Here is a 22,984-nt window from a genome sequence, read left to right as displayed (position 1 = left end):
TGCTTGGCCTGCGAGCGGCAGGCCGGGCCGCAGGCCGAGCGCCGTGCTTGGCCTGCGAGCGGCAGGCCGGGCCGCAGGCCGAGCGCCGTGCTTGGCCTGCGAGCGGCAGGCCGGGCCGCAGGCCGAGCGCCGTGCTTGGCCGCCCTTCTTCGGTGTCACGCCGCCGACGATGTTCGTTCGTGCCCGCGGCCGGCATCCGCTGTCGAGTGCCAGCACACGACTCACCGCCACAAGCGCTGCCGACACGACAGCACCGTGGCGGTGGCGGCGGCGGACCCTCGCAACCAGAGCCGCTCCCCCGCAGCCACGCGCCGCCGCCGACCAGCGCACTGTCCCCGGCAGCAGGCCATCGCACTGTCACACCGCGGCCGACCAATCGCACAGCCCCACGCCGACCATCACACCGGTGCAGCAGCACCGCCGGGCAGCCCCTTCCGCAACCAGCCGAATGTCCGCATGGCCACCCCTCCCGACCACCGTCAGCACCCCCCGGCCGACCATCGAGCTGTCGCCCCGGGGGCTGAGCTCGCGCAGAGGAGCGGCCGCCGGGCAATCCTCTCCGTGACCACAGTCGGCGTCCGTCGGCTGTCTCTTCTGCGGCGGGCGCCTCCATCGGAATGCGCCGCTGCGCGGTGGCCTGGGCCGGCAACTGCGGCAGCGCGCGGTAACCAGAACGGGCCACAATCGTCGATAGGGAACGTAATCTTCGGTGACGGCAGAAATAACATGGGCAAATTCCGCGGGCTCGCCGCCAACTGCGCATTTCTTCGCCGGCCGAGACCCGGCCGCTAGTCGTCGACCGATCCTCGACGCCGTCGCTATGTGTAGTCGCTCGATGTCGTTGCCGCGACCGATCTCACTACGCGTGATCCCTTGTGACGGGTGACATACCGGGTGTTTCCTGCAGCAAGGCTACTGGCGCGTAACCCTTACTCACTACCAGTAATCAAGCGGCGGCGTTCCGCCTGCCGTGGCTGCCACCACCCTCGGTCGTAGTCCACAGCGCGTTCCTTGACACTCCGGAAGCCACGCTGGAAAAGTCTCACAACGGCAACAATTGAATAACTGCGACCTATTCGGTGCTGCGCTCAATTCAGGTGCCTAACGACGTAGCGCCCGAGGCGTCGTAATTCGTGCTGCCTTGCCATCCCGGGGAGGGGGCAGCCCGCCACGCTGGCTTTTTCCGTATAGTCAGGGGTTGAATCTTTCATCGGGTTGGCAGCTATCGGCTCAGTAGTCACATTGCCCCCAAAGGGAGCCACGATGAAGATGATCAAGCCCTCATCCAGAGCGATCACGACGGGGATCGCCGCAACGGCGCTAGTAACACTGGCTGCCGTTGCTCCCGCCGCCAACGCAGCACCAACCCCGGAGAAGGCGGGCCCGAAGCGGGCCTCGACCCTGGTCAAGGATCTCGGCACGAAGCAGACGGCAGGAACGTACCTCGACGAGAAGTCCGACTCGATGGTCGTGAACGTCACGTCGGCGTCGGCCGCGGACGCGGTACGCGACGCGGGTGCGACCCCGCGGATGGTCGAGCACAGCATGGCGCAGCTGACGTCGGTCAAGAGCTCCCTCGACGGCAGCGGCCTGATGGCCGGCACCTCGTGGGCGGTCGACCCGAAGGACAACTCCGTCACCGTGTCGACGGACAACAGCGTGTCCAAGGCCGAGCTGGCCAAGGTGAAGTCCGCGGTCTCGAAGTTCGGCGACAAGGTCACCTTGCGGCAGGCCGAGGGCACGTACTCCACGAAGATCACCGGTGGCGACGCGATCTGGGGCGACGGTGGCCGCTGCTCCCTCGGCTTCAACGTCGTCTACAACAGCGACCCGAGCAAGCACGCGTTCCTGACCGCCGGCCACTGCGGCAACGCGATCGCCACGTGGACCGAGGACGAGGGCGGCCAGACCGTACTCGGTGACACGACAGCAAGCAGCTTCCCCGACGACGACTACGCCATCGTCGACTACGACAGCAGCTACACCGACTACCCGTCCACGGTAGGCGACCAGGAGATCACCGAAGCCGGCACACCGACCGTCGGTGAGACCGTCACCCGCCGCGGCAGCACCACCGGCGTCCACGACGGCCAGGTCACCGCGCTGGACGCGACCGTGCAGTACCAGGAGGGCACCGTCTACGGGCTCATCCAGACCACGGTCTGCGCCGAGCCGGGCGACAGCGGCGGCTCCCTCCACGCGGGCAGCACGGCCTACGGCCTGACCTCGGGCGGCAGCGGTGACTGCACCTCCGGCGGGGAGACGTTCTTCCAGCCGGTCGACGAGGTACTCGAGGCGTACGACGTGTCCATCGGCTGACCGCGCAGCCGACGACTCGGACCCGGAGGGTCCGGCGCTACCGCCAGGAGCGCCGGACCCTCCGTCTTGCCCGAACCCGCGCTCACAGCTCGTCGGCGAAGCGCTGTACGGCCTGCACCGTCTTCGCCTTCGAACCGATCACCGCCACCAGGCCGGCGACACCGCAACAGGTCAACGGCGCCGCAGGTGGCGTACGCTCGGCGAGCACAGCGCGAGCACCGTGACCACGCCGATCAACACCGCGCCGCCTACCAACGTGGGCGTACCCCCACATGCACGGCCACCGGCCCAGCGACCGCACCGCCGATCGGGGCGAACGCGAACGAGCCGAACGCATCGTACGCGGACACCCGCGACAGCAACCGTGACGGGATCTCCTGCATCATGGTGGTCGACCAGCAGACCCCGAACACTCCCATGCTCACCCCGGTCGCGAACGTCGCCACGCACAGCACGGGCACCGAGAGCGGCACGGCGAGGCCGAGCAACGGTGGTATCTCGAAGAACACCGAGACGGTCGCTGCGAGCAGCATCCGCCGCGGTTGCCAGCGCAGCATGACCAACGCGCCGATGACCATGCCGAGCGACAGCGCAGCAAGGACGAAACCCCACGGCGTAGCGCCACCGAGGTCCTCCTTGGCGACGAGCGGCCCGACGACGTTCATCCCACCCAAGTGCACCGCGACGACGATCGCCGACTGCAGGACGACCACCCACAGCCACTGCCGGCCGACGAACTCGTGCCACCCCTCGCGCAGCTCGTGGACGAGGCTCGTACCCGGGATGCGGTCGACGTCGGGGGCGATGCGCATCCAGGCGCGGCACAGCGCCGCAACACCGAACGTCGCCGCGTCGAGCAGCAACGCCCACCCCGGTCCGAGCAGGCCGACGAGCAGTCCACCGACCGCAGACCCGATCACCTGGCTGGTGTTCCTGCCGAGCCGCACGGTCGCGTTTGCCTTGGAGAGCTGGTCGGCGTCGACGGTCTGCGGCAGCAGCCCCTGCTCGGCTGGGACGGTGAACCCGCCGGCGGTGCCGCGTACGGCGGCGAGCGCGACCAGGTGCCAAGGGTGCCCGGCTCCCGTCAGCACGAGCACGGCCGCCACCGCCTGCGTAACCCCCTCGGCGACGTGCGCGCACGCGAGCACCTGGTGGCGCGGCAACCGGTCGGCGATGACGCCGCCGAAGAGCAGGAACAGCACCGTAGGCAGGACGGTCACGGTAGCCGCGAAGCCGACGTGCGCCACATTGCCACCGAGCGCAAAGATGGCGAACGGCTGCGCCACGATAGCGAACGCGTCGCCGAGCCGCGAGACGGTGACAGCAGTAACGAGAAGGCGGAAGTTACGACTGCGCAGTGGTCCGGTCAGTGCGCCACAGCCGCCTCGCCCGATCTATCACCGGGACAACCTACTGCCCCAGCTCACGGCTTGTGGTACCCAGCGGCACTGCCCCAGCTCACGGCTCGTGACACCCACCGACACCGCCCCAGCTCACGGCTTGTGGCACCCAGCGGCACTGCCCCAGCTCACGGCTTGTGGCACCCAGCGGCACTGCCCCAGCTCACGGCTCGCACCGCGCACCGCCCCAGCTCACGGCTCGTGACACCCACCGACACCGCACTGCCCCAGCTCACGGCTCGTGACACCCACCGACACCGCACTGCCCCAGCTCACGGCTCGTGACACCCACCGACACCGCCCCAGCTCACGGCTCGCACCGCCCACCGGCACTGCACTGCCCCGGCTCACGGCTCAGAACTCGTAGCGGAGGATCCTCCCTACGTCGCGTAGGCCGGGGATGTGGGCCAGCACGCGCATGGCCCGCCGGCCCCTTGCGGGTAGCTCGTCGTTGCCGGGCATGTCCACGCTGCGCAGTGCGTCGAGGCACCGCAGGCCGGCGTGCCATGTCTCGAGCTCGTGCGGGTCGTCGATGCCCCAGTACAGCGTGGCGCCCGCGTTGCGCACCGCAGGCACCCGGCGTTGCAACTTGATGCCCACGCTGCCGTAGCAGTCGAAGAGCAGCTGCCCGCTTGGGAACCGACTGGTCAGCCGCTGCAGCAGTCGTCTGCCGTCGTCCTTGCGCAGGTACATCGACAGGCCCTCGAAGACGACGACCGTGGGCCGGTCGGGTGGTATCTCGGCTAACCACCAGTCGTCGACGACCGACGCACCGAGCATCCGGTAGTCGCCGCCCGGCTCGGCGAGCAGCCGCTGACGCAGCTCGATCACCTCGGGGAAGTCCACGTCGAACCACCGCACGGTGGCGGGCGGCGCGAGCCGGTGCACCCGGGTGTCCAGTCCGCAGGCAAGATGCAGCACGGTGACTCGGGGGTGGGCGGCGAGGAACTCGGTCGTCCAGTCGTCGAGCACCCGCGCGCGCAGTGCCACGCCGGCCGAGGTCGTCGGTGTCATCCGGGTGTTGCCGAAGGCGTAGTCGATCCGTTCGATCGCGGCCGCCGCCGCGGTGTCGTGCAGGATCGACCGCGGTGCTTTGCTGTCGAGTGCCCGCCCGTACAGCGTGGCGAGCATGGTCTCCTGCGCACCGGTGAAGGTGATCCGTTCGTTGGCCATGCTCGACGATAGACCGTCCGCCACTAATTGCACATGTTGCAATGCCATTGCGTGTTACGCTCCTCGCATGCGAACGGACGAGCTGGCCGGCGTCGTGTGCGTCGGCGAGACGATGGCCATGGTCACGCCCGCTGCCGTCGAACCGCTACGCACCGCCGAGTCGTTCCGGGTCGAGGTCGGCGGGGCGGAGTCCAACGTGGCGCTGTACCTGCGCGACCTGGGACACCGCGCGAGCTGGTTCAGCCGGCTCGGCGCCGACCCGCTGGGCGAGCGGGTACTCGACTACCTACGTACGCGCGGCGTGGACGTCTCGTCCGTGGTCCTCGACGACACCCGCCCAACCGGCGTCTACTTCAAGGACCCGAACCCGCACGGGACGAGCGTGCACTACTACCGGGCCGGTTCCGCAGCCAGCGGGATGGGCGCCGCCGACGCCGCGCGCCTCCCCCTGGACGACGTCGACCTCGTGCACACCACGGGCATCACCTGCGCGCTCTCGCAGTCCTGCACCGAGCTGATGACCGCGCTGTTCGACCGGTGCCACGACCGCGGTCTGCGCGTCTCGTTCGACGTCAACTATCGACCTAAGCTGTGGCCGGCAACCTTTGCGGCACAAGCGATCCAGGCGATCGCACGCCGCACCGACGTCGCGCTCGTCGGCCTGGACGAGGCAGTGACGCTGTGGGGCGTGACGAGTGCCGACGAGGTGCCCGAGCTGTTCGCGCCGTGCCCGCTGGTCGTAGTGAAGGACGCCGCCGTCGGCGCGACCGCATACCGCGACGGCACGTCGACTTACGTACCCGCCACCGAGGTCGACGTGGTCGAGCCGGTCGGCGCCGGCGACGCGTTCGCAGCGGGGTTCCTCTCTGCGCTGCTCTCCGACGCCGACCTGGCGAGCTGCCTCGCGAACGGCCACCGGGTCGCCGCACACGCGTTGTCGAGCACCGCCGACTACGTGCCGCTGCCGGAGGGGACGACGACCTGATGTCGCAGACCGTCCAGCGTGCGGTGGCGATCGTCGAGCTGGTCAGCGATCGGCCACGGACCCTGGCCGAGCTGGCCACGGCGCTCGGCGTGCACAAGTCGACTGCGCTGCGGCTGGCGGAGACCCTGATCGACACCGGGCTGGTACGCAAGGGCGGCGACCACAGGTACCTGACCGGATACCGGCTCGCCGGGCTCGCCGCGCGGGCGCGCGACCAGTTCGACCTGCAGGCCGTCGTACGGCCGCATCTGGAACGGTTGCAGGGCCGCGTCGGCGACCACACCATCCACTTCGCGGCCATCGACAGCACCTGCGTCGTCTACGTGGACAAGGTCGAGTCGCACGGCCATCTGCGGCTGTACTCCCAGATCGGCCGCCCGGTGCGGCTGCACGCGTCCGCACTCGGCAAGGTCGTACTCGCGTATCGCTCGCCCGAACAGTGCGACGAGCTGCTCGCCGGCTACGAGTTCGAACGGTCGACCGACACGACGATCACCGACCGGGCGGCGTTCGACGCCTGTCTGCACACCGTCCGCGAACGCGGGTGGGCGACCGACGACGGTGAGTTCGAACCGATGGTCAACTGCCTCGCGGCACCGGTGTGGAACCACGAGGAAGTCGTCGGCGGCGTGTCCATCACCGCACTGAAGTCACACGCCGCACTGGACGACCTGCAGGCGCAGCTGCCGGCACTGCAGACAACCGCACGCGACATCTCCAAGGAGCTAGGGCATGTCTGACGCCGACGCGTACTTCGAGCGGGCCTTCGCCAACGTCCCCGTACTCGTCATCCTGCGCGGCTATCCGCCGGACGAGACGGTCGCCCTCGCGCAGCGCGCCTGGGACGCGGGCGTCGACTGTGTCGAGGTGCCGGTGCAAACGAGCGCGGCAATCAGCGCGCTGCGCGCGGCGGCGAAGGCCGCGGCGGAGCGCGGCGTGCTGATCGGCGCGGGCACCGTGGTCACCGTCGAGCAGGCGCAGGCGTCGGTCGAGGCGGGCGCCCAGTTCACCGTGGCACCCGGCACCGACCCGGACGTCATCGCGGCGAGCCACCGCGCCGGCGCCCCGCACCTGCCCGGCGTCGCGACGGCCACGGACATCCAGCGGGCCGTGCGAGCCGGCTGCCGCTGGTTGAAGGCGTTCCCCGCCGCGACCCTGGGCGCGAGCTGGCTGAAGAACATGGCCGGCCCGTTCCATGACGTCGAGTTCGTCGCCACCGGCGGAGTGAACGCGGACAACGCGGTAACCCTCCTGGACGCAGGTGCACGCGCCGTAGCCCTCGGCTCAGCCATGGAGAAGCCGGGAGAGCTCGACCGCGCCCTCGCCGCCGTCCGCGGCCGCTGACGTTACGGGGCGCGGTAGCGCAGGGGTGGGCGTTGCCAGGCTTCCCGCAGGCCGGTCGTCACCACTGCCGCGGGTGACACGGCGAGCAGCCCACCGTCGACCGGTAGGTCGACGCCGGTGACGAAGGCGCTGCGCGAACCGGCGAGGAACGCGACCGCCTCCGCGACGTCGGCCGGACGACCGACACGGCCCAGCGGGTACGGCTCGACGCGCAACGCCTGCTCGACCGGGTCGTCCAGGCCGGGATCGTCGTCGGGCAGCACGAGGCCGGGCGAGACGCTGTTCACGCGGATGCCGTACGGCCCGTACTCCACGGCGAGCTGACGGGTGAGCGCATGGATGGCGCCCTTGGCCGCGGCGTACGCAGCGTGCCGCGGGTTGCCGACCAACCCGTTGATCGACGCGACGTTGACGATCGACCCGGACCGCTGCCGCATCATGGCCGGCAGCACCGCCCTTGTGGTGGTCTCCACCGGCCCGAGCACGCCGCCGAGCATCGCCTGCCAGGCGTGCGGTGTCGTCTCGCGCAACGCCGCCCGCTGGTACGCGGCCGCGTTGTTCACCAGCACCTCGACCCGCGCGTCCCCGAGCGCGTCGGCGACGGCATCGGCGTCGGTGACGTCGACGGCAACCGGTTGCACACCCTCGGCCGGCGCGACCGCGTTGCAGTCGAGTGCGAGCACACGGTGGCCGTCGCGGACCAACACCTCCACGACGGCGGCGCCGATACCGCGCGCTGCACCGGTGACGACCGCGACGCTCATCCCTTCGTCGCCCCCGATGTCAGGCCGCGCACGAGGAACGGCTCGAGCAGGACGAACAGCACGACCATCGGGATCATCGACACGGTGCCGGCCGCCAGCATGCCGCTCCAGTCGATGTCGTGCGCGCCGGCGAACGACATCACGCCCACCGGCAGCGTCCAGCCGTCCGGCTCGGTGATGAGCGTCCGCGCGAACAACAGGTCGCTCCACGAGAGGATCGACGCGTACACGGCGGTGGCACCGAGTCCGGGCAACGTCAGTGGCAGCACCACCCGGACGATCGCGCCGAGACGGGAGCACCCGTCGATGACCGCGGCCTCCTCCAGCTCCCTCGGCACGCTGTCGACGAAGTTCTTCAGCATCCAGGTAGTGAACGGCACCGTGACGGTGATGTCGGCGAGGATCAACGACGCCATGTTGTCGATCAGGCCGAGCTGGCTGAAGACCACGAACAGCGGGATCGACAGCATGGTGCCGGGCAGCATGCGCGCGAGCAGCAGCGTGTAGCCCATGCTCGTCGGCCCGACGCCGCGGAACCGCGACAGGCTGTACCCGGCGAACAGCGAGATGACCAGGCTGATGAGGCTCACAGCCGCGGTGACGATCAACGAGTTCAGCATCCACCGCCCCACTGGTCGTTCGGTGAGGTTCTGCACGTACGCCTGCAGCGTGAACCCATCGGTCGGGATCAGCGGTGGGTCGGTCGACAGCGTGATGGACGTCGGCAGCAGCGAGCCGACGACCATCCAGTAGACGGGAAAGATCACAATCACCGCGACCACGAGGGTGACGACGAACACCACCCCACGCTGCCGTCCCCGTCCGGGAGTGCGGCGTGGTCTAGGCGCAGCTGAGGACGCCATCAGAAGAACTGCTTTCGCATGATCGGGAACACCGCGGCGACGACCGCGAACGCGAGCAGGGTCGCCAGGATGCCGAGCGCGCTGGCCGAGCCCGGGTGGAAGAACGCGAATGCCTCGGTATAGATGCGGATCGCCCACGTCTCCGTCGCGCCGTCCGGGCCACCGCCGGTCAACGGGTAGATGAAGTCGAAGACGTGGTACGTCCACAGCCCGGTGAGGATCAACCCGAGCACGGTCGTGCCACGGATGGCCGGCCAGGTGATGTACCTGAACTGGCCCAGCGCCGACGCACCGTCGACCCGCGCCGCTTCGTACAGCTCGTTCGGGATGGCCTGCAGTGCAGCGAGCAGGATGAGGGTGAAGAACGGGAAGCCCTTCCACACCGTCGGTGCGATGACCGCGGCGAGCGCAGTCGACGGGTCGAAGTACCACTGCGGGCCAGTGTCCACCAACCCGACCGTACGGAGCAACCAGTTCACGACACCGTACGAACCGTCCAGCATGAACAGGAAGACGACGCTCGCCACCGCACCGGGCACGGCCCACGGCACGAGGATCAGCGTGCGCAGGATCCGCCGGCCGGGCATGTCACGGTTGAGCAGTAGTGCGGTGCCGAGGCCGATGAGCATGCTGAGGAACGTCGACACCACCGTGTAGACAGCCGTGATCCAGAGACTGCTGTACGTCGCAGGGTCGGTGAGCACGTGGACGTAGTTACCGAGCGTCCACGGCTGCTGGCTGATCATCGTGATGTTCATTGCCTTGCCATCGCGCAGGCTCATCTCGACGACGAGCGCGACCGGGTAGGCGATGAGACCGAGGACCAGCAACGCCGGCGGACTCAGCAGGACGTACGGGAAGCCGCGCTCGCGCAGCCGCCACCACGACGCCGCGCGCCTGTCGCGGCGCGCGACGTCCCGCGCTGCCAGCTCCGTCATGCCGAGATCGCTCGCTTGACCTTCTCCTGCAGGTCCGACAGCACGGTGCGCGTCGGCGTCGACGAGGTCTGCAGGCGGATGCAGGCGTCCATCACGTGCTTCTGGAACTCGGCGAAGTTCGCCACGATGTCCTGGTTGTCTGGCGTTGCGTCGATCGCGCTGTCGGTCGTCGACTGGAACAGCCCGAGGTGCGGCGCCTTCTTGATCATCGCGTCCGTCACCACACCCTTGCGCGGCGCCGGCACACCGTACAGCCGCGCGTAGTCGGTCTGCATCGCCGGCGTGGTCAGCGACTTGATGAACTCCCAGGCCTTGTCGGCCTTCTCCGTGTCCGTCTGCGTGGAGAGATGGATGCTGTTCGACGGGAAGCCCGGCTGCTCGAGGAACGGTGCCTTCGCCATCTTGACGTGCGGCCGCACTTCCTTCGACGCCTCGCCGATGCTCGCGTACACGAACGGGCCCTCGATCATCATCGCGAGCTTGCCGTCGAAGAACAGCGTGCGCTTCTGCTCAGACGGCACGCCCTTCGGCGAGAACTTCGCGAGCGTGCGGTAGTCCTCCATCGCCTGGACGACGACGTCGTCGGTGAAGCGGAGCTTGCTACCGGCACTCCAGCCACCACCGGCGCCATAGGTGATCCACGTCGACTCGCTGTACGTACCTGGATGCGACGTGGTCGTCGCGCCGTAGCCGAACTTGCGGTCGGCGGTGAGCTTGCGTGCCGCGGCGATTAGCTCCTTCATCGTGGTCGGCACCGCGACGCCCGCGTCCTTCAGCATCTTCTCGTTGTAGTAGAGCACCGGCGCGTACCCGAGGACGATGACGCCGGCGTTGTAGCCGTCCCACCGCATGGTCTTCTGCACCTTGGTCCAGTTGGCCAGGATGTCGGTGTCCTTCAGCCGGTCGTCGAGGTCGGCGAGCCAGCCCTGCGCGGCGAACGTGCCGAACGTCGTCGTCGGCAGGTGGACGATGTCCGGCGCCTTGTTCGCAGAGAACCGCGACGTCAAGGTGTCGGTGTAGTTGGCGTACGGCACCTGCTGGAAGTTGATCTTCACCTTCGGGTTCTTCTTCTCGAAGGCGGCGATCGCCTGCTTCCACCAGTCCTTGACGCCCGCCTCGTCGCCCTGCCAGGTCCGGAAGTCGAGGGTTAGCGGGTCGTCCGACGAGCCGCCGCATCCGGCGAGGATGCTGCCGAGCGCGGCCGAACCCGCGATCGCCAGACCGCCGAGACCTGCCCCGCGCAGGAACTGTCGTCGATCCATGTCCATGGGAACCTCCGGCGTGATGGGAAGGAGAGTGGGGTGAGGTCAGCGGGACGACCGGGCACGGCGGGCAGCCACAGCACGGTCGATCATGTCGCCGTAGCTCAGCGACTGGCGGAAGCCGAGCAGCTCGCGCGCACGCGCGTTGAGGGTCCAGTAGTTCGCGGCCGTGTCGGGCACGGTCACCTCGGCGACCGGCAGGTCCGCGCGGCGCCCCATCTCGCGGGCGAACTCGGCCAGGTCGACCAGGTCGTCCGGGCCGACGCCGAGTGTCTCGCCGACCGCACGCGGCGACTCGAGCGCGAGCATCCTCGCCGCGGCCATGTCGGTCGCGGCGAGGATGCACATGCGGGCGGGGACGCCGTCCTCGCGGGTGGCGGCGAGGAGCGCGTCCTCGTCGTCGCCGGTGTGCTTCGCGAGTGCGTCGGCGAGCTCGTGGTTGCCGGCCGCGCGTTCCTTCGCGATCCGCTTGGCGAGGAAGAACCGCGGCCCGGAGAAGAAGCTGTGCGGGTCGAGCAGCTCCTCCGCGTCTGTACGTGTGAGAACCGCAGCGTGACGTACGGCAGCTGGTACTTGCGGCCGTAGAACCGCACCAGGTCTTCGCCCAGCTGCTTCGTCATGCCGTAGTACGTGGTGGGCAGGCACGGATGGTGTTCGTCGATCGGCAGGTACGCCGGCGCGTTCTCCGGGTACACCTCGCCGGTGCTGGCGAACACGAACCTGCGCAACCTGCGGCGTGCCACCGCTTCCAGCAACCGGAAGGTACCCGCGACGTTCGAGTCGAACATCGCCGATGCGTCCGCGTCGGCCCACGACATGAACGCACCGAGGTGGATCGCCGCGTCGACGTCGTCGAACGCGGTGTCGTCCGCGGTGAGGTCCTCCAACCGGCGCGTGACGTACGTGACTCCGTCGACAGGCACAGCGGGATCGGCGCGGTCCAAGCCGGTCACCGCATGGCCCGCGTCGAGGAGCGCCCGGACGACGTGCCGTCCGATCCGTCCTGCGGCGCCAGTGACCAGGACTCGGTGAGCAGTCATGCTCAGGTGCTCCTTCGCTTCTGCCCCGTGCTCTCTGCGGTACGTGGTGGCGCGGCATGCGGCCCGAGGTAGCCCAGACCGACGCTGATGCGGTCGGCGCTCTCGATCACCAGCTGCGCGAGCTCCGCCTCACGGGCGGCGAGGTCGAGCACCGACAGCGGCCCGGAGACGGAGATGGCGGCGACGATCTGCGAGTCGCGGCCGTAGATGGCGGCCGCGACACATGCGCGGCCGGGCGCGAGCTCCTCGAGCTCGGTGGCGTAGGACCGTTGCCGTACAACGGCGAGCTCGTCGTCGAGGGCGGCGTGCGTGGTGAGGGTCTTCGGGGTGAAGCCGCGCAGCTGCGCCTCGGGCAGCAGCTCGCGCCGTTCGGCCGCCGTCAGGTCGAGCAGCAGGCACTTGCCCATGCCGGTGGCGTGCAGCGGGTTGCTCTGCCCCATCAGGGTGTACGACTTGCCGGCCGCGGGACCCTCGACGTTCAGCAGGTAGAACACCTTGTCGCCGCGGCATACGGCGACGTTCACGCCGAAGCCGTGCCGAGCCGCGAGCTGCTGCGCGATCGGCCGCGCCTCGCGGTAGACCGGGTCCTGGTTGATCGCCGCGCCGCCCAGCGTGATCAGCGCGGGGCCGAGGCGGTAGAGCTGGCTGACCGGGTCGCGCTGCACGAACTCGACCGACTCCAAGGTCGCGAGCAGCCGCGACGTGGTCGACACCCCGAGCCCGACGGTGCGCGCGACGTCGGCGACGCGTAGCTCCGCGCGGCCACCAACGCCACCGTCGAGGAAGGCCGCCAGCACGGCGGCCGAGCGCTCGACGCTCTGGTTGGTGCCCGACTCGCGGGACCCGCCACCCGTCCGCTCCGCCATCGCGCCCCTTCGAGTGATCGGCGCTCACACATTTCGCAAACGCTATGCAATATTCACGTAGACTACGCGTATAGTGATCGCTGTCAAGCGCCAGTTGGATGACGAGGGCGGGCCAAATGCGGATCTCAGCCGTGCAGACGTTCGTGCTCAAGCTGCTGCCCGAGCACGCGGACGACGTCTACCTGGGCATGCGCCGCGACGGGTCGCGGCTGGCCGCCGACGCCGGCTACGTGGTGCGCGAACCGTGGCGCAGCCTGTACTCCGCGCGCTACGAGACCGTGCTGGTGCGGCTGGAGACCGCGTGCGGCCAGGTCGGCTGGGGCGAAGCGCTCGCCCCCGTCGGCCCTGAGGTCGTCGCGACGGCGATCGACACCCTGCTAGCGCCCCAGCTGCTCGGCGCCGACCCGCGGCGCGTACGCCCCACCTCGTACGCACTGCGCGAGCTGATGCGCGAGCGCGGCCACCTGGTCGGCCACCAGGCCGACGCGCTCGCCGCGGTCGACATCGCGCTGTGGGATCTCGCCGCACGCGCACACGACACCCCGGTCGCGACGCTGCTCGGCGGCGCGTACCGCGACGTGATGCCCTGATACGTCTCCGGCCTGCCGGTGCCCACCGACGCCGAGCGCGCCGCGCTGGCCGCGCAGTGGGTGGAACGCGGCGCGACTGCGGTGAAGCTGCACCTCGGGCACGGCGTAGCCGCCGACCTCGCGACGTACGACACCGTCGCCGCCGCGGCACCCGGCCTGCGCATCGCCGTCGACGCGCACTGGGCGTACCGACGCGGCGAGGCGGTAGGCCTCGGGCGGGCCCTGGACGAGCGCGACGCGCTGTTCCTCGAGGCGCCGCTGGCACCCGAGGACGTCGCCGGGCACACCGAGCTGCAGTCGTTTCTGGCGACGTCGGTGGCCGTCGGCGAGACGCTACGCACCCGGTACGAGTTCGGCCAGTGGCTGGACGCCCGCGCGGCGTCGCTGGCCCAGCCGGACATCGGCCGTACGGGGATCACCGAGGGTATGGCGATCGCCGAGCTGGCGGCTGCCAGGCACCTGCCGGTGGCGCCGCACCACTCGGTGGGTCTCGGGCTGTCGCTGGCCGCCGGGCTGCACGTCGCGGCCGCGGCGGAGAACCTCGCCCTGTTCGAGTACCAACCGAACACGCTACGGACGGCCACCCACATCCTGCAGCACCCGCTCGACCTGTCGCCGCACGCCATCCCGTTGCCCGACGGTCCCGGCCTCGGCGTGCTGGTCGACGAAGAGTTCGTACGCGCCCACGCTGTGGGCACCAACACGGTGAAGGAGAACTGACGTGGCGGACGCCGTTTCCGGGCTGGTGCCGATCCTGGCGACACCCTTCCACGCCGACGCCCGGCTCGACCTGGACTCGCTGGCCCGGCTGGTGGACTTCCAGCTGTGGTGCGGCGTCGACGGGCTCGCCACGTTCGGCATGGCCAGCGAGGGCTTCGCGCTGACGGCGGCGGAACGTACCGAGATCCTCCGGGTGCTCAGCGGCCGCGTACCCGTCGGGATGCCGGTGGTCGCCGGTGTTAACGCCACCAGCACGGTGACGGCGATCGAGCAGGCGCTGGCCGCGCGCGACGGCGGCGCCACCGCACTGATGGTCCTGCCGCCGTTCATGGTGAAGGCGTCACCGACGCAGCTGGTCGACTTCTACGGCGCGGTCGCCACGGCCGCGCAGCTGCCGGTGATGGTGCAGGACGCACCGGGCGCGACCGGGGTCGCGATGCCGGTACCCGTCGTCGTGGAGCTGAGCAAGCTCGACGGGGTCGCGTGCGCGAAGGTCGAAGCGCAGCCGACGGCACCGAAGGTCGGCGCGGTCGTCGACGCCGCCGACGACGACTTCGCCGTACTCGGCGGCCAGAACGCGCTCTTCGCCCTGGAGGAGTACGGCCGCGGCGCCGTCGGCACCATGCCCGCGTGCGAGTTCGCGGACGCGTTGACCGCAGTGCTCACCGCCCGCGCCGAGGACCGCGAGGCGGACGCACGTAGCGGCTTCGCCCGCCTGCTCCCGTTGATCCGCTTCGGCATGCAGGGCCCGATCGCCTGGGCCGTACACAAGCAGGTGCTCGTCCGCCGCGGCGTAATCGCCGACGACGCCGTACGCCTGCCCGCCGCGCCACTCGACGCCGCGAGCGCCCGCGACCTGGACGCCATCCTCACCGACCTCGCCCTGCCGGCATTCCCCTGACACCTACCTCCCGGCGGCGGGCGCAGGCGGTCGGTCACGCCCGCTGCGGCGGCAATGGCTCGTTGTTCACCCGGCGAGGTCGTTACTGACTAGGTGCTCGACGACGCGGACGCTGCGCAGCCCGGTGTCGGCGCAGGTGGTGACGGCGTCAGCGGGATCTTCGTCTGGTGCCACGTATGCCTGGCCGATGGCGGAGCCGCCGGCGTCGCCCGTGTAGTCCAGCGTGGCGGTCCCTGGCCCGCGGATCTCGGTGAACTCGAAGCCGATCCGGGTGCCATCCAGGGACAGGACGCCGTCACCGTTGGACTCTCCACCCGCACAGGAAAGGTTCCCGGTGCTGGCGGCTCGTACCCCCGCGCGGGCTCCGTCGAGGTGCACCACGCGACCGTCCGCCTTGGTGAGGGCTCCGGTGCACTCGCCGTTCCCACGGGCCCGGGCGGCACCGAACGTGGGGCTCGGGGTCAGCTGCGGGTCGTGCACCACTGTCAGACGAAGGTCACACCTGCCGTCGAAACTCTGCACAGACGCAACTGCCGCCGCCGGCGGCGGTAACCCCAGCGCGGCCGCGAGCATCCCCATCACCAGTACCACCAGAACCCGCGTGACCATGTGTCCACCTCCGGGGAACGGGCAGGGTCACCTTAGTCCCCTACTGCCACCTTGGCAATAACGGCCGTCTAGTGTTGGGCACATGACGCTGCGGCAGACAACCCGGCGGCGACGGCGCCCGGAGGTGGCCGAGCAGGAGATCCTGGACGCCGCCACCTTGCTGTTCTCCCGCCACGTCTCCCACGAGGTCAGCGTCTCCGAGGTCATGCGACACACGACCCTGTCGCGCAAGTCGTTCTACGTCTACTTCAAAGATCGACACGACCTCCTCACCCGCCTGGTCGAGCCGATCCGCGCCGAGAGTGACGCCATGGTCGAGATGCTGCGCGACACCCGTCGCGGCGATCCGGCCGCCGCCGGGCGAGCATGCCTGCGCGCGCACGCCCGCCTGTACCTCGACCACGGACCGCTCCTTCGCGCCTTGGCCTCCGCCTCCGCACAAGACCACGACGCCAAGGCAGCCTGGGACACCTTCGTCGACCCCGTGGTAGCGGCACTGACGGAACTGATCCAGGAAGAAACCAGCGAAGGCCGCAGCAGAGGTCTCGACCCCGAGCCCACCGCACGCGCCCTCGTGGGAATGAACATCCAGTACTTCCTCGACCAGATCGTCGACAAGCACCACACCGACATCGACGCCCTCGCCGACGTCCTTCTCACCGTGTGGGTCCGAACCCTGTACGGCTGAGCCGAGCGCCATTGCTATGCTGCCTGACGTCATCGAGGCGGGTTGCCCGAGTGGCCAAAGGGAGCGGTCTGTAAAACCGTCGGCTCAGCCTACCCAGGTTCGAACCCTGGACCCGCCACCACCAGCAAGAACGGCCCCTGGCCAGCGGAAACGCTGCCCCGGGGCCGTTTCTTCGTGTCCGATCATGTCCGGCTGACCACGGCGAACTACGGCCGTCTGTGTCGAATACGTGTCAAAGTTCGGGGCCAGGCGGGGGCCAGCTGGGCCGTCATGCGGTGCCGTCGAGACCGCTGACGTCGTCGATCTTGAGTGCGTCCTCGATCCTCCGAAGGGCGGTGTCGGTCTGCCCTGAGATGCACTTGGCGTAGATGCGCAACAGCACCTCGACGCTCTGCCCGGCCCACTCCGCGATCTGCGTAGGCGGGACACCGGCGTTGAACCAGGTCGACACGCAGGCGTGTCGCAGGTCGTACGGTCGTCTGGCAAGCGGCGACGCCGCCTCACTCGGATTGAGAGCCTGCCCTCGTGCCTTGCGCCACACTCGACTCTGCGTATTGGTCGACACCGGGTTGCTGTACGGCCCGGCAATCGGCCGACCGAACCGGCCCGCCCGGTTGACGAACAGGCGCCCGTTCGGACCGGTACCGAAAGTGTCGATGTGGCGACGCAGGCTCGCTACCAGGTCCGGGCACGCCGGCACAATGCGGGTGTCGTTGCGTGCTCGGTGCTTGAGCCCCCGTACCTCCTTGGCATCGCCGCTGTCACTCCACGCTTCTCCCACCGTTTGGATGGACCCGGTGAGCAGGAGTTCACCCCAGCCTTCCTCGGGTAGTTTGCAGTCGGCTTCGCTGAGGTGGACACATTCGGCGGGGCGTAGCGCCGCGTAGTAAATGCAGTTGTAGAACGCTTCCAGCGGAGGGTAGACCTTCCGAACCGCGCTCTTGAGGCGCCGGTACTGTTCGTGGTTCACCACGACCCGGCGATCGATCGCCTCGGTGCTCTTGGGCGTCTTCCACCGGACCCGAGTCGATGGGTTTCGGTCCAGTAGCCCGATCTCTACGCCGTACAACAGCATGCCGGAGAAGACAGCGCGCTTGCGTGCGATCGTGTTCGGCGCGGCCGACTGTCCGTTCACTGTGGTGGCCAACCGGTCGAGTGCACGGCGCATCACGGTGGGGTCCTCAAGGTCGCTCACGGGCAGCGTGTTCTGAGCGACCCAGCGCAGAGCACCACTGATCTCCGGATCGGAGTCCTTCCGCTTCGACGACTTCGTGAATGCCCAGCCGTACAGGGCACGTCGAAGCGTCTTGTCGTCCGGCCTACCCCGGTCAGTCGAGAGCAACGCAGGCATGACGGTGGCGAGCGCATCGGCGATGCTCTTGCGATGCCGCGCCGACGAGTGTGGCCACTTCATCTCCACGTACTCGCATGCGAGCTCGTAGCAGGACCGGCTGAACTTGGCTCGTGCCATCGGTTCCGGGAGACCGGTGCGTTCGTCGAACGCGACCCCCTCGCGTGCTGCGGTGAGCAGCTTTGACCGGAAGCTCTCCGCGAGTTTCCGCGTGTCGAAGGTCTCCTGGAAGCGTCGTCCGGCAACGGCCCACCGGACTCGGTAGGTCGTTTTCCGGGCGCCCTCGTACTTGTCGATGGCCCAGATGCTCACGTCGTAGGAACTGCTCACGCTACGTCCTCCAGCCCGGCGAGCCACGCCTCGTACGCGGAGCGGCGGATGCGAAGCTGTCCGTTGGGCAGTTTGATGACTGGCGGGATCTTCTTGGCGGCGCGCCAGTCGTAGAAGGTGGATCGGGCGATGCCGAGTTCCGTGCAGAACTCGTCAACGGTCATGTGCCCTCGGCTGGCCCTGTGGTGGCTGACCATGAAAGGTAGTCCTCCTGGGTACGGCGGTGTGGTGGTTGTCGTGCGCCTGGTACTGCATGGGGCCTCCTCAGGTGGTAGGGACTGCACGGCAGTTCGGCCACTTCGGCCACTTCGGCCTGTTCGGTCAGGGGTCAGGTGGGTGGCCGAACTGGGTGTTCTGGGGGTTCAGTTCGGCCTGTTCGGCCAGTGTCAGGTGGGTGGCCGAACTGGGGTCGTCGTCGGTGGTGGTGTCGGTGACGCCGGGTGCGTACCAGACGGCGCGGGCGGGGAATCCTGATCGCCCGGAGGTGACTTTGCCGCGGTCGCGGGCGCGGCGTAGTGCGCGTTCGGAGATGCCGGCGGTCTTGGCGGCGTCGAGGATCTCCTCGAATGGGGCGTGTCCGTCGTGGTCGTCGAGGTAGTCCAGGAGCCACTGGGTGGTCTTGTCTCGCGAGGCCGGCGTGGTGGGTGCGCGGAGGAGGTCGTTGGCGGTGTAGTCGACGGGGCCTTCCCATTCGATGCGGGCGCACTCGTGGGTCTGGTCGCCGACGAGGTGGTAGGCGAGGCTGGCCGGCATCGGTGCGATGTTGGCTTTGATGCCGGCGACGACGGCGCGGTGTGGGTTGGCGGGGTCGTCGGGGTGGCGGGCGACGGTGTAGCCGAGGCGGGCCAGGCCGATGATGCCGATGGAGCCGCCGCCGCGGTACATCGCTTTGTCGCTGTCGCCCTTGTTGTGGTGGCGGACGATGATGACCGCGGTGCCGGTGGCTTCGGCGGCGCGGACAAGTGGGGTGAGGGCGCGGCGGACTTGCTGGTCGTTGTTGGAGTTGATGGTGCTGGCGAGGTGGTTCATCAATGGGTCGATGACCAGCAGCGTGGCCTGCTCGGCGAGCAAGGTTTCGCGGATGTGGTCGATGTCGTCGGGCAGTACGGGGAGGTCTTCGGTTTCCTCGCCGGTGACCGGGTCGGTGTCGGTCATGCCGGGCATGGTGACGATGCGGGCGAGGTCGGCGCCGGCGGCATCGCAGCGGCCACGGAGGCTGTCGGCGACGCCGTCCTCGGCGGACATGATGACGACGTTGCCGGGTTCGCAGCCGGGTTGCCCATCGGGCCACGGCTTGCCGGTGGTGATGCGGGCGGCCCAGTCGATGAGCACGGTGGACTTGCCGATGCCGGGGTCGCCCTCGAGGGTGTGGAGCTTCCCGCGGGCGAGGTAGCCGTTCCAGATCCAGCGGATCGACTCGCGCTGCACGTCGGACATCCGCACGATCTTCGGCTGGCGTCGATGGCCTCGCTCGGGGTGCAGCATGCGGATGCTGTCGGCGGGCTCGGGTGTGAGCATGGTTACGCCGCTTCTCCATCGATGCGTCGGGGGCGTTTGGCGCCGGCTTTGAGTCCGGAGGTGATGGTGCGTTCGGCTTCGCGGTGGGTGTAGGCGTCGGCGGCGATGTGGTCGGCGGCCGCGAAGCGGAGCGCGTCGCGGACGGTGGTTTCGTCGAGCGCGCCACCGGCGACGAGGTAACCAAGGTTGCGGGCGGCGACGAATAGGGCGTGGTTGCGGCCGCCTTCGGCTGCGGCGCGGACGTGTGCGACCTCGTTGCGGATCGCGGCGGCGAGGTAGACGGACAGGTGCCCAGTGCGCAGTCGCGCCGGCTTCGCAACCGGTGCGGATTGGGTGGCGAGGGCGGCGAGTTTGTCGGTCAGCCAGGCCGGCAGTTCGGCGACTGGGTGGTCGCAGGTGGTGGTGTAGGGGCGGCCATCGATGCTGGTGCCGGCGGCGACGACGTAACCACCGTGGCCGCGGGTGTCGACGAGCCAGCCGATCCCGCCGCGTTCCCCGCTGGTGTTGCGTAGCTGCCGGCCTGCGGGTTGTTGGTAGTAGAGGTGGGTGCCCCTGGAGGCGGTCTGGACGGTGTAGGTGGCTGGCGGCCATGCCTGCCCGGCGGTCGCGCAGCGATCGGCGAGCACGTCGTGACCGGTGGTGATGCCTGGCCTGGCCCACTGTGCCGGCGGTGTCTGCCCGGGCTTGGGCTGGTCGAGGTCGATGACCAGCAGACCGGAGGGGCCGCAAGCGATCCCGATTCCCCACGCCCTGGCGGTCCAGGCCGCGCGGATCCGGTCCGTATCGATGGTGGCGCGGTGTTCCCACGCGTCAACGGCGGGACGCTTGGAATTCGGTACCAGCGGGAACACGTGCCACCCACGCGCGGCGGCGGCCAACGCGGCGTCCAGTAGTGGGTGGTTCATCGGTGGCCTTTCTGGTCGTGTTCGACGGCGGCGGCGAGTTGGGTGAGTTCGCCGTAGTCGTCGCGGGTGAACAGTGCGGCGTCGATGACGGTCATCAGCCGGCGGTAGGTGCCACTGGCCGGCGAGAAGCGCGCGGCGAGCGTGACGCGGCGGATGACCTCGGCGGGTTCTTGGACATACAGGCGTCGCGGCCCGGTGCCGCGTTGACGTCGACGGTCATGCATCGAGGCGGTCTCCCTTGGTGCGGGCGGTAGGTGGGTGGCCCGGCCCGGCTGGACCGGGCCACCCGGGTGGGGTCAGTGGTTACAGCGGTGGCTGTCCAGCCACCCCTTCTTGCCATTTGCCTTGTCGCGGCGTTTCTGTTCGGCTGCCCAGGAGTGGTCCCGCAGGGCGGCCTTGACGGCCTTCTTGGCGAGGCTGTCGTTCTTGCTACTCACGGCTGGTGTGGTCCTCTCGGTGATGGTTAGAACGGTGGCTTGTCGCTGTCGTCGGTGAATCCGGGCACGCCGGCCCCAGCGTTGGCCGGCACAGGCGGGGTGCTGGCTTGCCCGGTGGCCCAGGGGTCGTTAGCCGGCGCGGTCGTGCCGTCGCCTGTCGTGGTGCGGGTGGCTCTGGTTGGTCGCGCGGTGGCCCAGCGCAGCGACGGGCCGATCTCTTCGATGTCGAGCTCGATGCGGGAGCGTTTCTCCCCTTCGGGGGTTTCCCAGCTCGATTGGCGTAGCCGCCCGGACGCGATGACTCGGTCTCCCTTGGACACGGACTCGGCGACGTGTTCGGCGACATCGCGCCAGCACGTCCCGCGCAGGAACAACGTCTCCCCGTCGCCCCACTGGCCGGTGGCCTTGTCGTAGCGGCGCGGCGTGGACGCGATGGTGACGGTGGACAATGCGATCCCGTTGGCGGTGAACCGGGTTTCGGGGTCGTCGGTGAGGTTGCCGACGACGGTGACGGGTGTATCGGTAATCACTGTGGACTGTCCTTTGCTTCGGTGGTGGTTAGCCGGCCAGCGGAAGCGCCGGCCGGTCGTCGCACCCACCAGTGGTGGGCGAAATCGAGGGCGCTGGTTTGCTGTGGTGGGCGTGAGGCGCGGGATTGAGTCGTTCCCGGTACGTGCCCGGCCGCAGGAACAGGGCGAGGTCGTCCCAATCCAGCAGCGCCAGCCGTGTCCGTCCGGGACAGGTGGTGAAGCCGGCGATGCGGTACGCGCCTGCGCCGGGCACGACGACGATGTCGCCGCCAGCGAGCTGATCGACCCGGGCACGGGTCGACCCGTACGGCCAGAGGATCACCGCAGGCCCTCCCGTCCCCATTGGTGGACGGTGACGGGGATGCCTGCGATGGCCGCGCTGGTCGCGCAGTGGCTCGCTCCGGGTGAGTGGTCGCGGATGAAGGCGATGCAGGCGTCGGCGCCGAGCGCGACCATGGCGTGGTTGCGGATCACCCCGGCGGCGCGGCGGTGGCTGCGCCAGTCGGCCGGGTGCGGTTCCTCGACCACCAGGGGGTCCTGGCGGTGGCGCTGGCACCACGCCGCGGTGAAAGCGTCGACGCCGCGATGGCACGCGCCGTGGACGACCACGAAGGTCTCGCCGGCGGCATGGGCATGGTGGCGCCAGGTGTCCAGGGCGTCCCAGACCGGGATCGGGGTCGTCCAGGTCCGGGATCCGGTGATCAGCAGCCGCGTCATGGCGCGTCCTTCCGGGTGAGCGCGATGACATGAAGGTGGTCGAGCATCTGGCTGACGTCGGTCAGCGCATCGGCAACCGGGAGGGTGGCGTGCACCTGTGCCGCGGTAACGGCATCGGGGTCGGCGAGGCGCCGGGCGACCGAGTCGAGGATTCGGGCCGCGACTTGCGCGTGGTCTTGTCCGGTCGGGTGATGGCAGTCGTAGGTGGTCATGTGTCCCCTTCATCTGTGGTCACGGTCGCTGGGCGTTGCTCCAGGGCGTGGCAGCGCCGGCAGCTGCGGTAGGTGCGCGTGGTCCAGTGCGGTGTGCCAGTCGGTCCAGTCGTGGCCGGTACGGGTGCAGGCACAGTCCGGGTACCGGATTGCCCCGGTGGTGTGCCAGCCGCGTCGGCTGGCGTCGCTGAGTGCTTCGGCGACGGCGGCGTAGTGCGGGCCACCGTCGTTGCTGGCGTGGGCACCGCAGGTGTGGCAGGTGACCTCGATGTGGACGCAAGTGGTGACGCTCATTGCTGGGTTTTCCTCCAGGGGTTGCCGCCGCGATCGGTGCGACGGGGTCGGGTGGTGGTGCGTGCGAGGAGGCGGCGGCCGAGGCGGATGCGGACGCCGGTTCCGCGGCAGCGGCTGCAGCGGCGGAACGCGCGGCGTGTGGGTGAGCGGTGCCGCTGGTGCCGCGGCACCAGCGGCAGTCCGCGAGCGGCCATACCAGGCAGGCCACCAGGTAGAGCCCGGTCGCGG

The 22,984-nt window shown here is 69.4% G+C and carries 25 protein-coding genes, 1 tRNA gene and 1 pseudogene; 8 read left to right on the top strand and 19 right to left on the bottom strand.

What is annotated here, in order from left to right:
- Positions 1-1,263: 1,263 nt before the first annotated feature.
- On the top strand, positions 1,264-2,319 hold the full coding sequence (locus tag GEV07_26025; protein MQA06026.1) for a S1 family peptidase: 1,056 nt from the start codon (positions 1,264-1,266) through the stop codon (positions 2,317-2,319).
- A 248-nt stretch (positions 2,320-2,567) separates the two neighbouring features.
- Here GEV07_26025 and GEV07_26020 read toward each other — a convergent pair whose 3' ends face one another.
- Together GEV07_26020 and GEV07_26015 are read right to left on the bottom strand one after the other, a co-directional pair.
- Positions 2,568-3,713 carry an MFS transporter gene (locus GEV07_26020; protein ID MQA06025.1) on the bottom strand — a complete coding sequence of 382 codons (1,146 nt, stop codon included), beginning with the start codon at positions 3,711-3,713 and terminating at the stop codon, positions 2,568-2,570.
- 360 nt (positions 3,714-4,073) lie between these two features.
- Entirely contained in the window at positions 4,074-4,892 is an 819-nt protein-coding gene (locus GEV07_26015; GenBank protein ID MQA06024.1) for a class I SAM-dependent methyltransferase, read from the bottom strand.
- 67 nt (positions 4,893-4,959) lie between these two features.
- On the opposite strand from GEV07_26015, the gene GEV07_26010 reads away from it, so the two are divergent.
- Genes GEV07_26010 through GEV07_26000 form a run of 3 tightly spaced genes read left to right on the top strand, consistent with a single transcriptional unit; the run spans position 4,960 to position 7,221 of the window.
- On the top strand, positions 4,960-5,877 hold the full coding sequence (locus GEV07_26010) for a sugar kinase (protein ID MQA06023.1): 918 nt from the start codon (positions 4,960-4,962) through the stop codon (positions 5,875-5,877).
- Positions 5,877-6,617, top strand: a complete 741-nt coding sequence (locus GEV07_26005; GenBank protein MQA06022.1) for a helix-turn-helix domain-containing protein — start codon at positions 5,877-5,879, stop codon at positions 6,615-6,617. The genes GEV07_26010 and GEV07_26005 overlap by 1 nt, the downstream gene beginning before the upstream one ends.
- Positions 6,610-7,221: a 2-dehydro-3-deoxyphosphogluconate aldolase gene (locus GEV07_26000; GenBank protein MQA06021.1), complete on the top strand. Its 612-nt coding sequence runs from the start codon at positions 6,610-6,612 to the stop codon at positions 7,219-7,221. Before GEV07_26005 ends, GEV07_26000 begins: the two co-directional genes overlap by 8 nt.
- A 2-nt stretch (positions 7,222-7,223) precedes the next feature.
- Here GEV07_26000 and GEV07_25995 read toward each other — a convergent pair whose 3' ends face one another.
- The 6 genes from GEV07_25995 to GEV07_25970 form a co-directional block, all read right to left on the bottom strand.
- The gene (locus GEV07_25995) at positions 7,224-7,985 is read right to left on the bottom strand and encodes an SDR family oxidoreductase (protein MQA06020.1); all 762 of its coding nucleotides are present in this window, start codon (positions 7,983-7,985) and stop codon (positions 7,224-7,226) included.
- Positions 7,982-8,848 carry an ABC transporter permease subunit gene (locus tag GEV07_25990; GenBank protein MQA06019.1) on the bottom strand — a complete coding sequence of 289 codons (867 nt, stop codon included), beginning with the start codon at positions 8,846-8,848 and terminating at the stop codon, positions 7,982-7,984. Before GEV07_25990 ends, GEV07_25995 begins: the two co-directional genes overlap by 4 nt.
- On the bottom strand, positions 8,848-9,786 hold the full coding sequence (locus GEV07_25985) for an ABC transporter permease subunit (GenBank protein MQA06018.1): 939 nt from the start codon (positions 9,784-9,786) through the stop codon (positions 8,848-8,850). The genes GEV07_25990 and GEV07_25985 overlap by 1 nt, the downstream gene beginning before the upstream one ends.
- Positions 9,783-11,054: an extracellular solute-binding protein gene (locus GEV07_25980; protein ID MQA06017.1), complete on the bottom strand. Its 1,272-nt coding sequence runs from the start codon at positions 11,052-11,054 to the stop codon at positions 9,783-9,785. Before GEV07_25980 ends, GEV07_25985 begins: the two co-directional genes overlap by 4 nt.
- 176 nt (positions 11,055-11,230) lie before the next feature.
- Entirely contained in the window at positions 11,231-12,088 is an 858-nt protein-coding gene (locus GEV07_25975) for an NAD-dependent epimerase/dehydratase family protein (GenBank protein MQA06016.1), read from the bottom strand.
- 2 nt (positions 12,089-12,090) lie between these two features.
- Positions 12,091-12,954, bottom strand: a complete 864-nt coding sequence (locus GEV07_25970) for a helix-turn-helix domain-containing protein (protein ID MQA06015.1) — start codon at positions 12,952-12,954, stop codon at positions 12,091-12,093.
- A gap of 116 nt (positions 12,955-13,070) precedes the next feature.
- Between GEV07_25970 and GEV07_25965 the strand changes: the two are divergent.
- Together GEV07_25965 and GEV07_25960 are read left to right on the top strand one after the other, a co-directional pair.
- A pseudogene (locus tag GEV07_25965) lies at positions 13,071-14,264 on the top strand (mandelate racemase/muconate lactonizing enzyme family protein).
- A gap of 1 nt (position 14,265) precedes the next feature.
- Positions 14,266-15,165, top strand: a complete 900-nt coding sequence (locus tag GEV07_25960) for a dihydrodipicolinate synthase family protein (protein MQA06014.1) — start codon at positions 14,266-14,268, stop codon at positions 15,163-15,165.
- Between the two features lie 66 nt (positions 15,166-15,231).
- Here the strand turns inward: GEV07_25960 and GEV07_25955 are convergent, their stop codons facing one another.
- Positions 15,232-15,744, bottom strand: a complete 513-nt coding sequence (locus GEV07_25955) for a hypothetical protein (protein MQA06013.1) — start codon at positions 15,742-15,744, stop codon at positions 15,232-15,234.
- 112 nt (positions 15,745-15,856) lie between these two features.
- Here GEV07_25955 and GEV07_25950 point away from each other — a divergent pair, with 112 nt between their 5' ends.
- Both GEV07_25950 and GEV07_25945 read left to right on the top strand, forming a co-directional pair.
- Positions 15,857-16,462, top strand: a complete 606-nt coding sequence (locus GEV07_25950) for a TetR family transcriptional regulator (protein ID MQA06012.1) — start codon at positions 15,857-15,859, stop codon at positions 16,460-16,462.
- Positions 16,463-16,498: 36 nt separating this feature from the next.
- Positions 16,499-16,583: transfer RNA gene (locus tag GEV07_25945), tRNA-Tyr, on the top strand.
- Between the two features lie 147 nt (positions 16,584-16,730).
- Here GEV07_25945 and GEV07_25940 read toward each other — a convergent pair.
- The 10 genes from GEV07_25940 to GEV07_25895 all read right to left on the bottom strand — a co-directional run bounded on the left by GEV07_25940 (position 16,731) and on the right by GEV07_25895 (position 22,756).
- Positions 16,731-18,143, bottom strand: coding sequence for an integrase (locus GEV07_25940; protein ID MQA06011.1), 1,413 nt, complete (start codon positions 18,141-18,143; stop codon positions 16,731-16,733).
- Positions 18,140-18,307 carry a helix-turn-helix domain-containing protein gene (locus tag GEV07_25935; protein MQA06010.1) on the bottom strand — a complete coding sequence of 56 codons (168 nt, stop codon included), beginning with the start codon at positions 18,305-18,307 and terminating at the stop codon, positions 18,140-18,142. Before GEV07_25935 ends, GEV07_25940 begins: the two co-directional genes overlap by 4 nt.
- Before the next feature lie 157 nt (positions 18,308-18,464).
- The gene (locus GEV07_25930) at positions 18,465-19,661 is read right to left on the bottom strand and encodes an AAA family ATPase (GenBank protein ID MQA06009.1); all 1,197 of its coding nucleotides are present in this window, start codon (positions 19,659-19,661) and stop codon (positions 18,465-18,467) included.
- Between the two features lie 2 nt (positions 19,662-19,663).
- Positions 19,664-20,566, bottom strand: coding sequence for a DNA primase (locus GEV07_25925; GenBank protein ID MQA06008.1), 903 nt, complete (start codon positions 20,564-20,566; stop codon positions 19,664-19,666).
- Positions 20,563-20,790: a hypothetical protein gene (locus GEV07_25920; protein ID MQA06007.1), complete on the bottom strand. Its 228-nt coding sequence runs from the start codon at positions 20,788-20,790 to the stop codon at positions 20,563-20,565. The genes GEV07_25925 and GEV07_25920 overlap by 4 nt, the downstream gene beginning before the upstream one ends.
- A 239-nt stretch (positions 20,791-21,029) precedes the next feature.
- Entirely contained in the window at positions 21,030-21,533 is a 504-nt protein-coding gene (ssb, locus tag GEV07_25915) for a single-stranded DNA-binding protein (protein MQA06006.1), read from the bottom strand.
- 28 nt (positions 21,534-21,561) lie between these two features.
- On the bottom strand, positions 21,562-21,855 hold the full coding sequence (locus GEV07_25910; GenBank protein MQA06005.1) for a hypothetical protein: 294 nt from the start codon (positions 21,853-21,855) through the stop codon (positions 21,562-21,564).
- Positions 21,852-22,250, bottom strand: a complete 399-nt coding sequence (locus tag GEV07_25905) for a DUF2493 domain-containing protein (GenBank protein ID MQA06004.1) — start codon at positions 22,248-22,250, stop codon at positions 21,852-21,854. Before GEV07_25905 ends, GEV07_25910 begins: the two co-directional genes overlap by 4 nt.
- A complete protein-coding gene (locus GEV07_25900; GenBank protein ID MQA06003.1) occupies positions 22,247-22,462 on the bottom strand; it encodes a hypothetical protein in 216 nt (71 codons plus the stop codon). The genes GEV07_25905 and GEV07_25900 overlap by 4 nt, the downstream gene beginning before the upstream one ends.
- 9 nt (positions 22,463-22,471) lie before the next feature.
- Positions 22,472-22,756 (bottom strand): hypothetical protein, encoded by a 285-nt coding sequence (locus tag GEV07_25895; protein ID MQA06002.1) that lies wholly within the window; start codon positions 22,754-22,756, stop codon positions 22,472-22,474.
- Between the last annotated feature and the right edge of the window lie 228 nt (positions 22,757-22,984).

This window comes from Streptosporangiales bacterium, assembly GCA_009379825.1.
Taxonomy (GTDB): domain Bacteria; phylum Actinomycetota; class Actinomycetes; order Streptosporangiales; family WHST01; genus WHST01.
The sequence above is the reverse complement of the archived record's forward strand: the minus strand, read 5'-3'. Positions and strand labels throughout refer to the sequence as shown.

Coding starts and splice junctions, on each gene's coding strand:
- GEV07_26025 (MQA06026.1), top strand. CDS start 1,264: ATGAAGATGATCAAGCCCTCATCCAGAGCGATCACGACGGGGATCGCC.
- GEV07_26015 (MQA06024.1), bottom strand. CDS start 4,892: ATGGCCAACGAACGGATCACCTTCACCGGTGCGCAGGAGACCATGCTC.
- GEV07_26010 (MQA06023.1), top strand. CDS start 4,960: ATGCGAACGGACGAGCTGGCCGGCGTCGTGTGCGTCGGCGAGACGATG.
- GEV07_26005 (MQA06022.1), top strand. CDS start 5,877: ATGTCGCAGACCGTCCAGCGTGCGGTGGCGATCGTCGAGCTGGTCAGC.
- GEV07_26000 (MQA06021.1), top strand. CDS start 6,610: ATGTCTGACGCCGACGCGTACTTCGAGCGGGCCTTCGCCAACGTCCCC.
- GEV07_25995 (MQA06020.1), bottom strand. CDS start 7,985: ATGAGCGTCGCGGTCGTCACCGGTGCAGCGCGCGGTATCGGCGCCGCC.
- GEV07_25990 (MQA06019.1), bottom strand. CDS start 8,848: ATGGCGTCCTCAGCTGCGCCTAGACCACGCCGCACTCCCGGACGGGGA.
- GEV07_25985 (MQA06018.1), bottom strand. CDS start 9,786: ATGACGGAGCTGGCAGCGCGGGACGTCGCGCGCCGCGACAGGCGCGCG.
- GEV07_25980 (MQA06017.1), bottom strand. CDS start 11,054: ATGGACATGGATCGACGACAGTTCCTGCGCGGGGCAGGTCTCGGCGGT.
- GEV07_25975 (MQA06016.1), bottom strand. CDS start 12,088: ATGACTGCTCACCGAGTCCTGGTCACTGGCGCCGCAGGACGGATCGGA.
- GEV07_25970 (MQA06015.1), bottom strand. CDS start 12,954: ATGGCGGAGCGGACGGGTGGCGGGTCCCGCGAGTCGGGCACCAACCAG.
- GEV07_25955 (MQA06013.1), bottom strand. CDS start 15,744: ATGGGGATGCTCGCGGCCGCGCTGGGGTTACCGCCGCCGGCGGCGGCA.
- GEV07_25950 (MQA06012.1), top strand. CDS start 15,857: ATGACGCTGCGGCAGACAACCCGGCGGCGACGGCGCCCGGAGGTGGCC.
- GEV07_25935 (MQA06010.1), bottom strand. CDS start 18,307: ATGACCGTTGACGAGTTCTGCACGGAACTCGGCATCGCCCGATCCACC.
- GEV07_25930 (MQA06009.1), bottom strand. CDS start 19,661: ATGCTCACACCCGAGCCCGCCGACAGCATCCGCATGCTGCACCCCGAG.
- GEV07_25925 (MQA06008.1), bottom strand. CDS start 20,566: ATGAACCACCCACTACTGGACGCCGCGTTGGCCGCCGCCGCGCGTGGG.
- GEV07_25920 (MQA06007.1), bottom strand. CDS start 20,790: ATGCATGACCGTCGACGTCAACGCGGCACCGGGCCGCGACGCCTGTAT.
- GEV07_25905 (MQA06004.1), bottom strand. CDS start 22,250: ATGACGCGGCTGCTGATCACCGGATCCCGGACCTGGACGACCCCGATC.
- GEV07_25900 (MQA06003.1), bottom strand. CDS start 22,462: ATGACCACCTACGACTGCCATCACCCGACCGGACAAGACCACGCGCAA.
- GEV07_25895 (MQA06002.1), bottom strand. CDS start 22,756: ATGAGCGTCACCACTTGCGTCCACATCGAGGTCACCTGCCACACCTGC.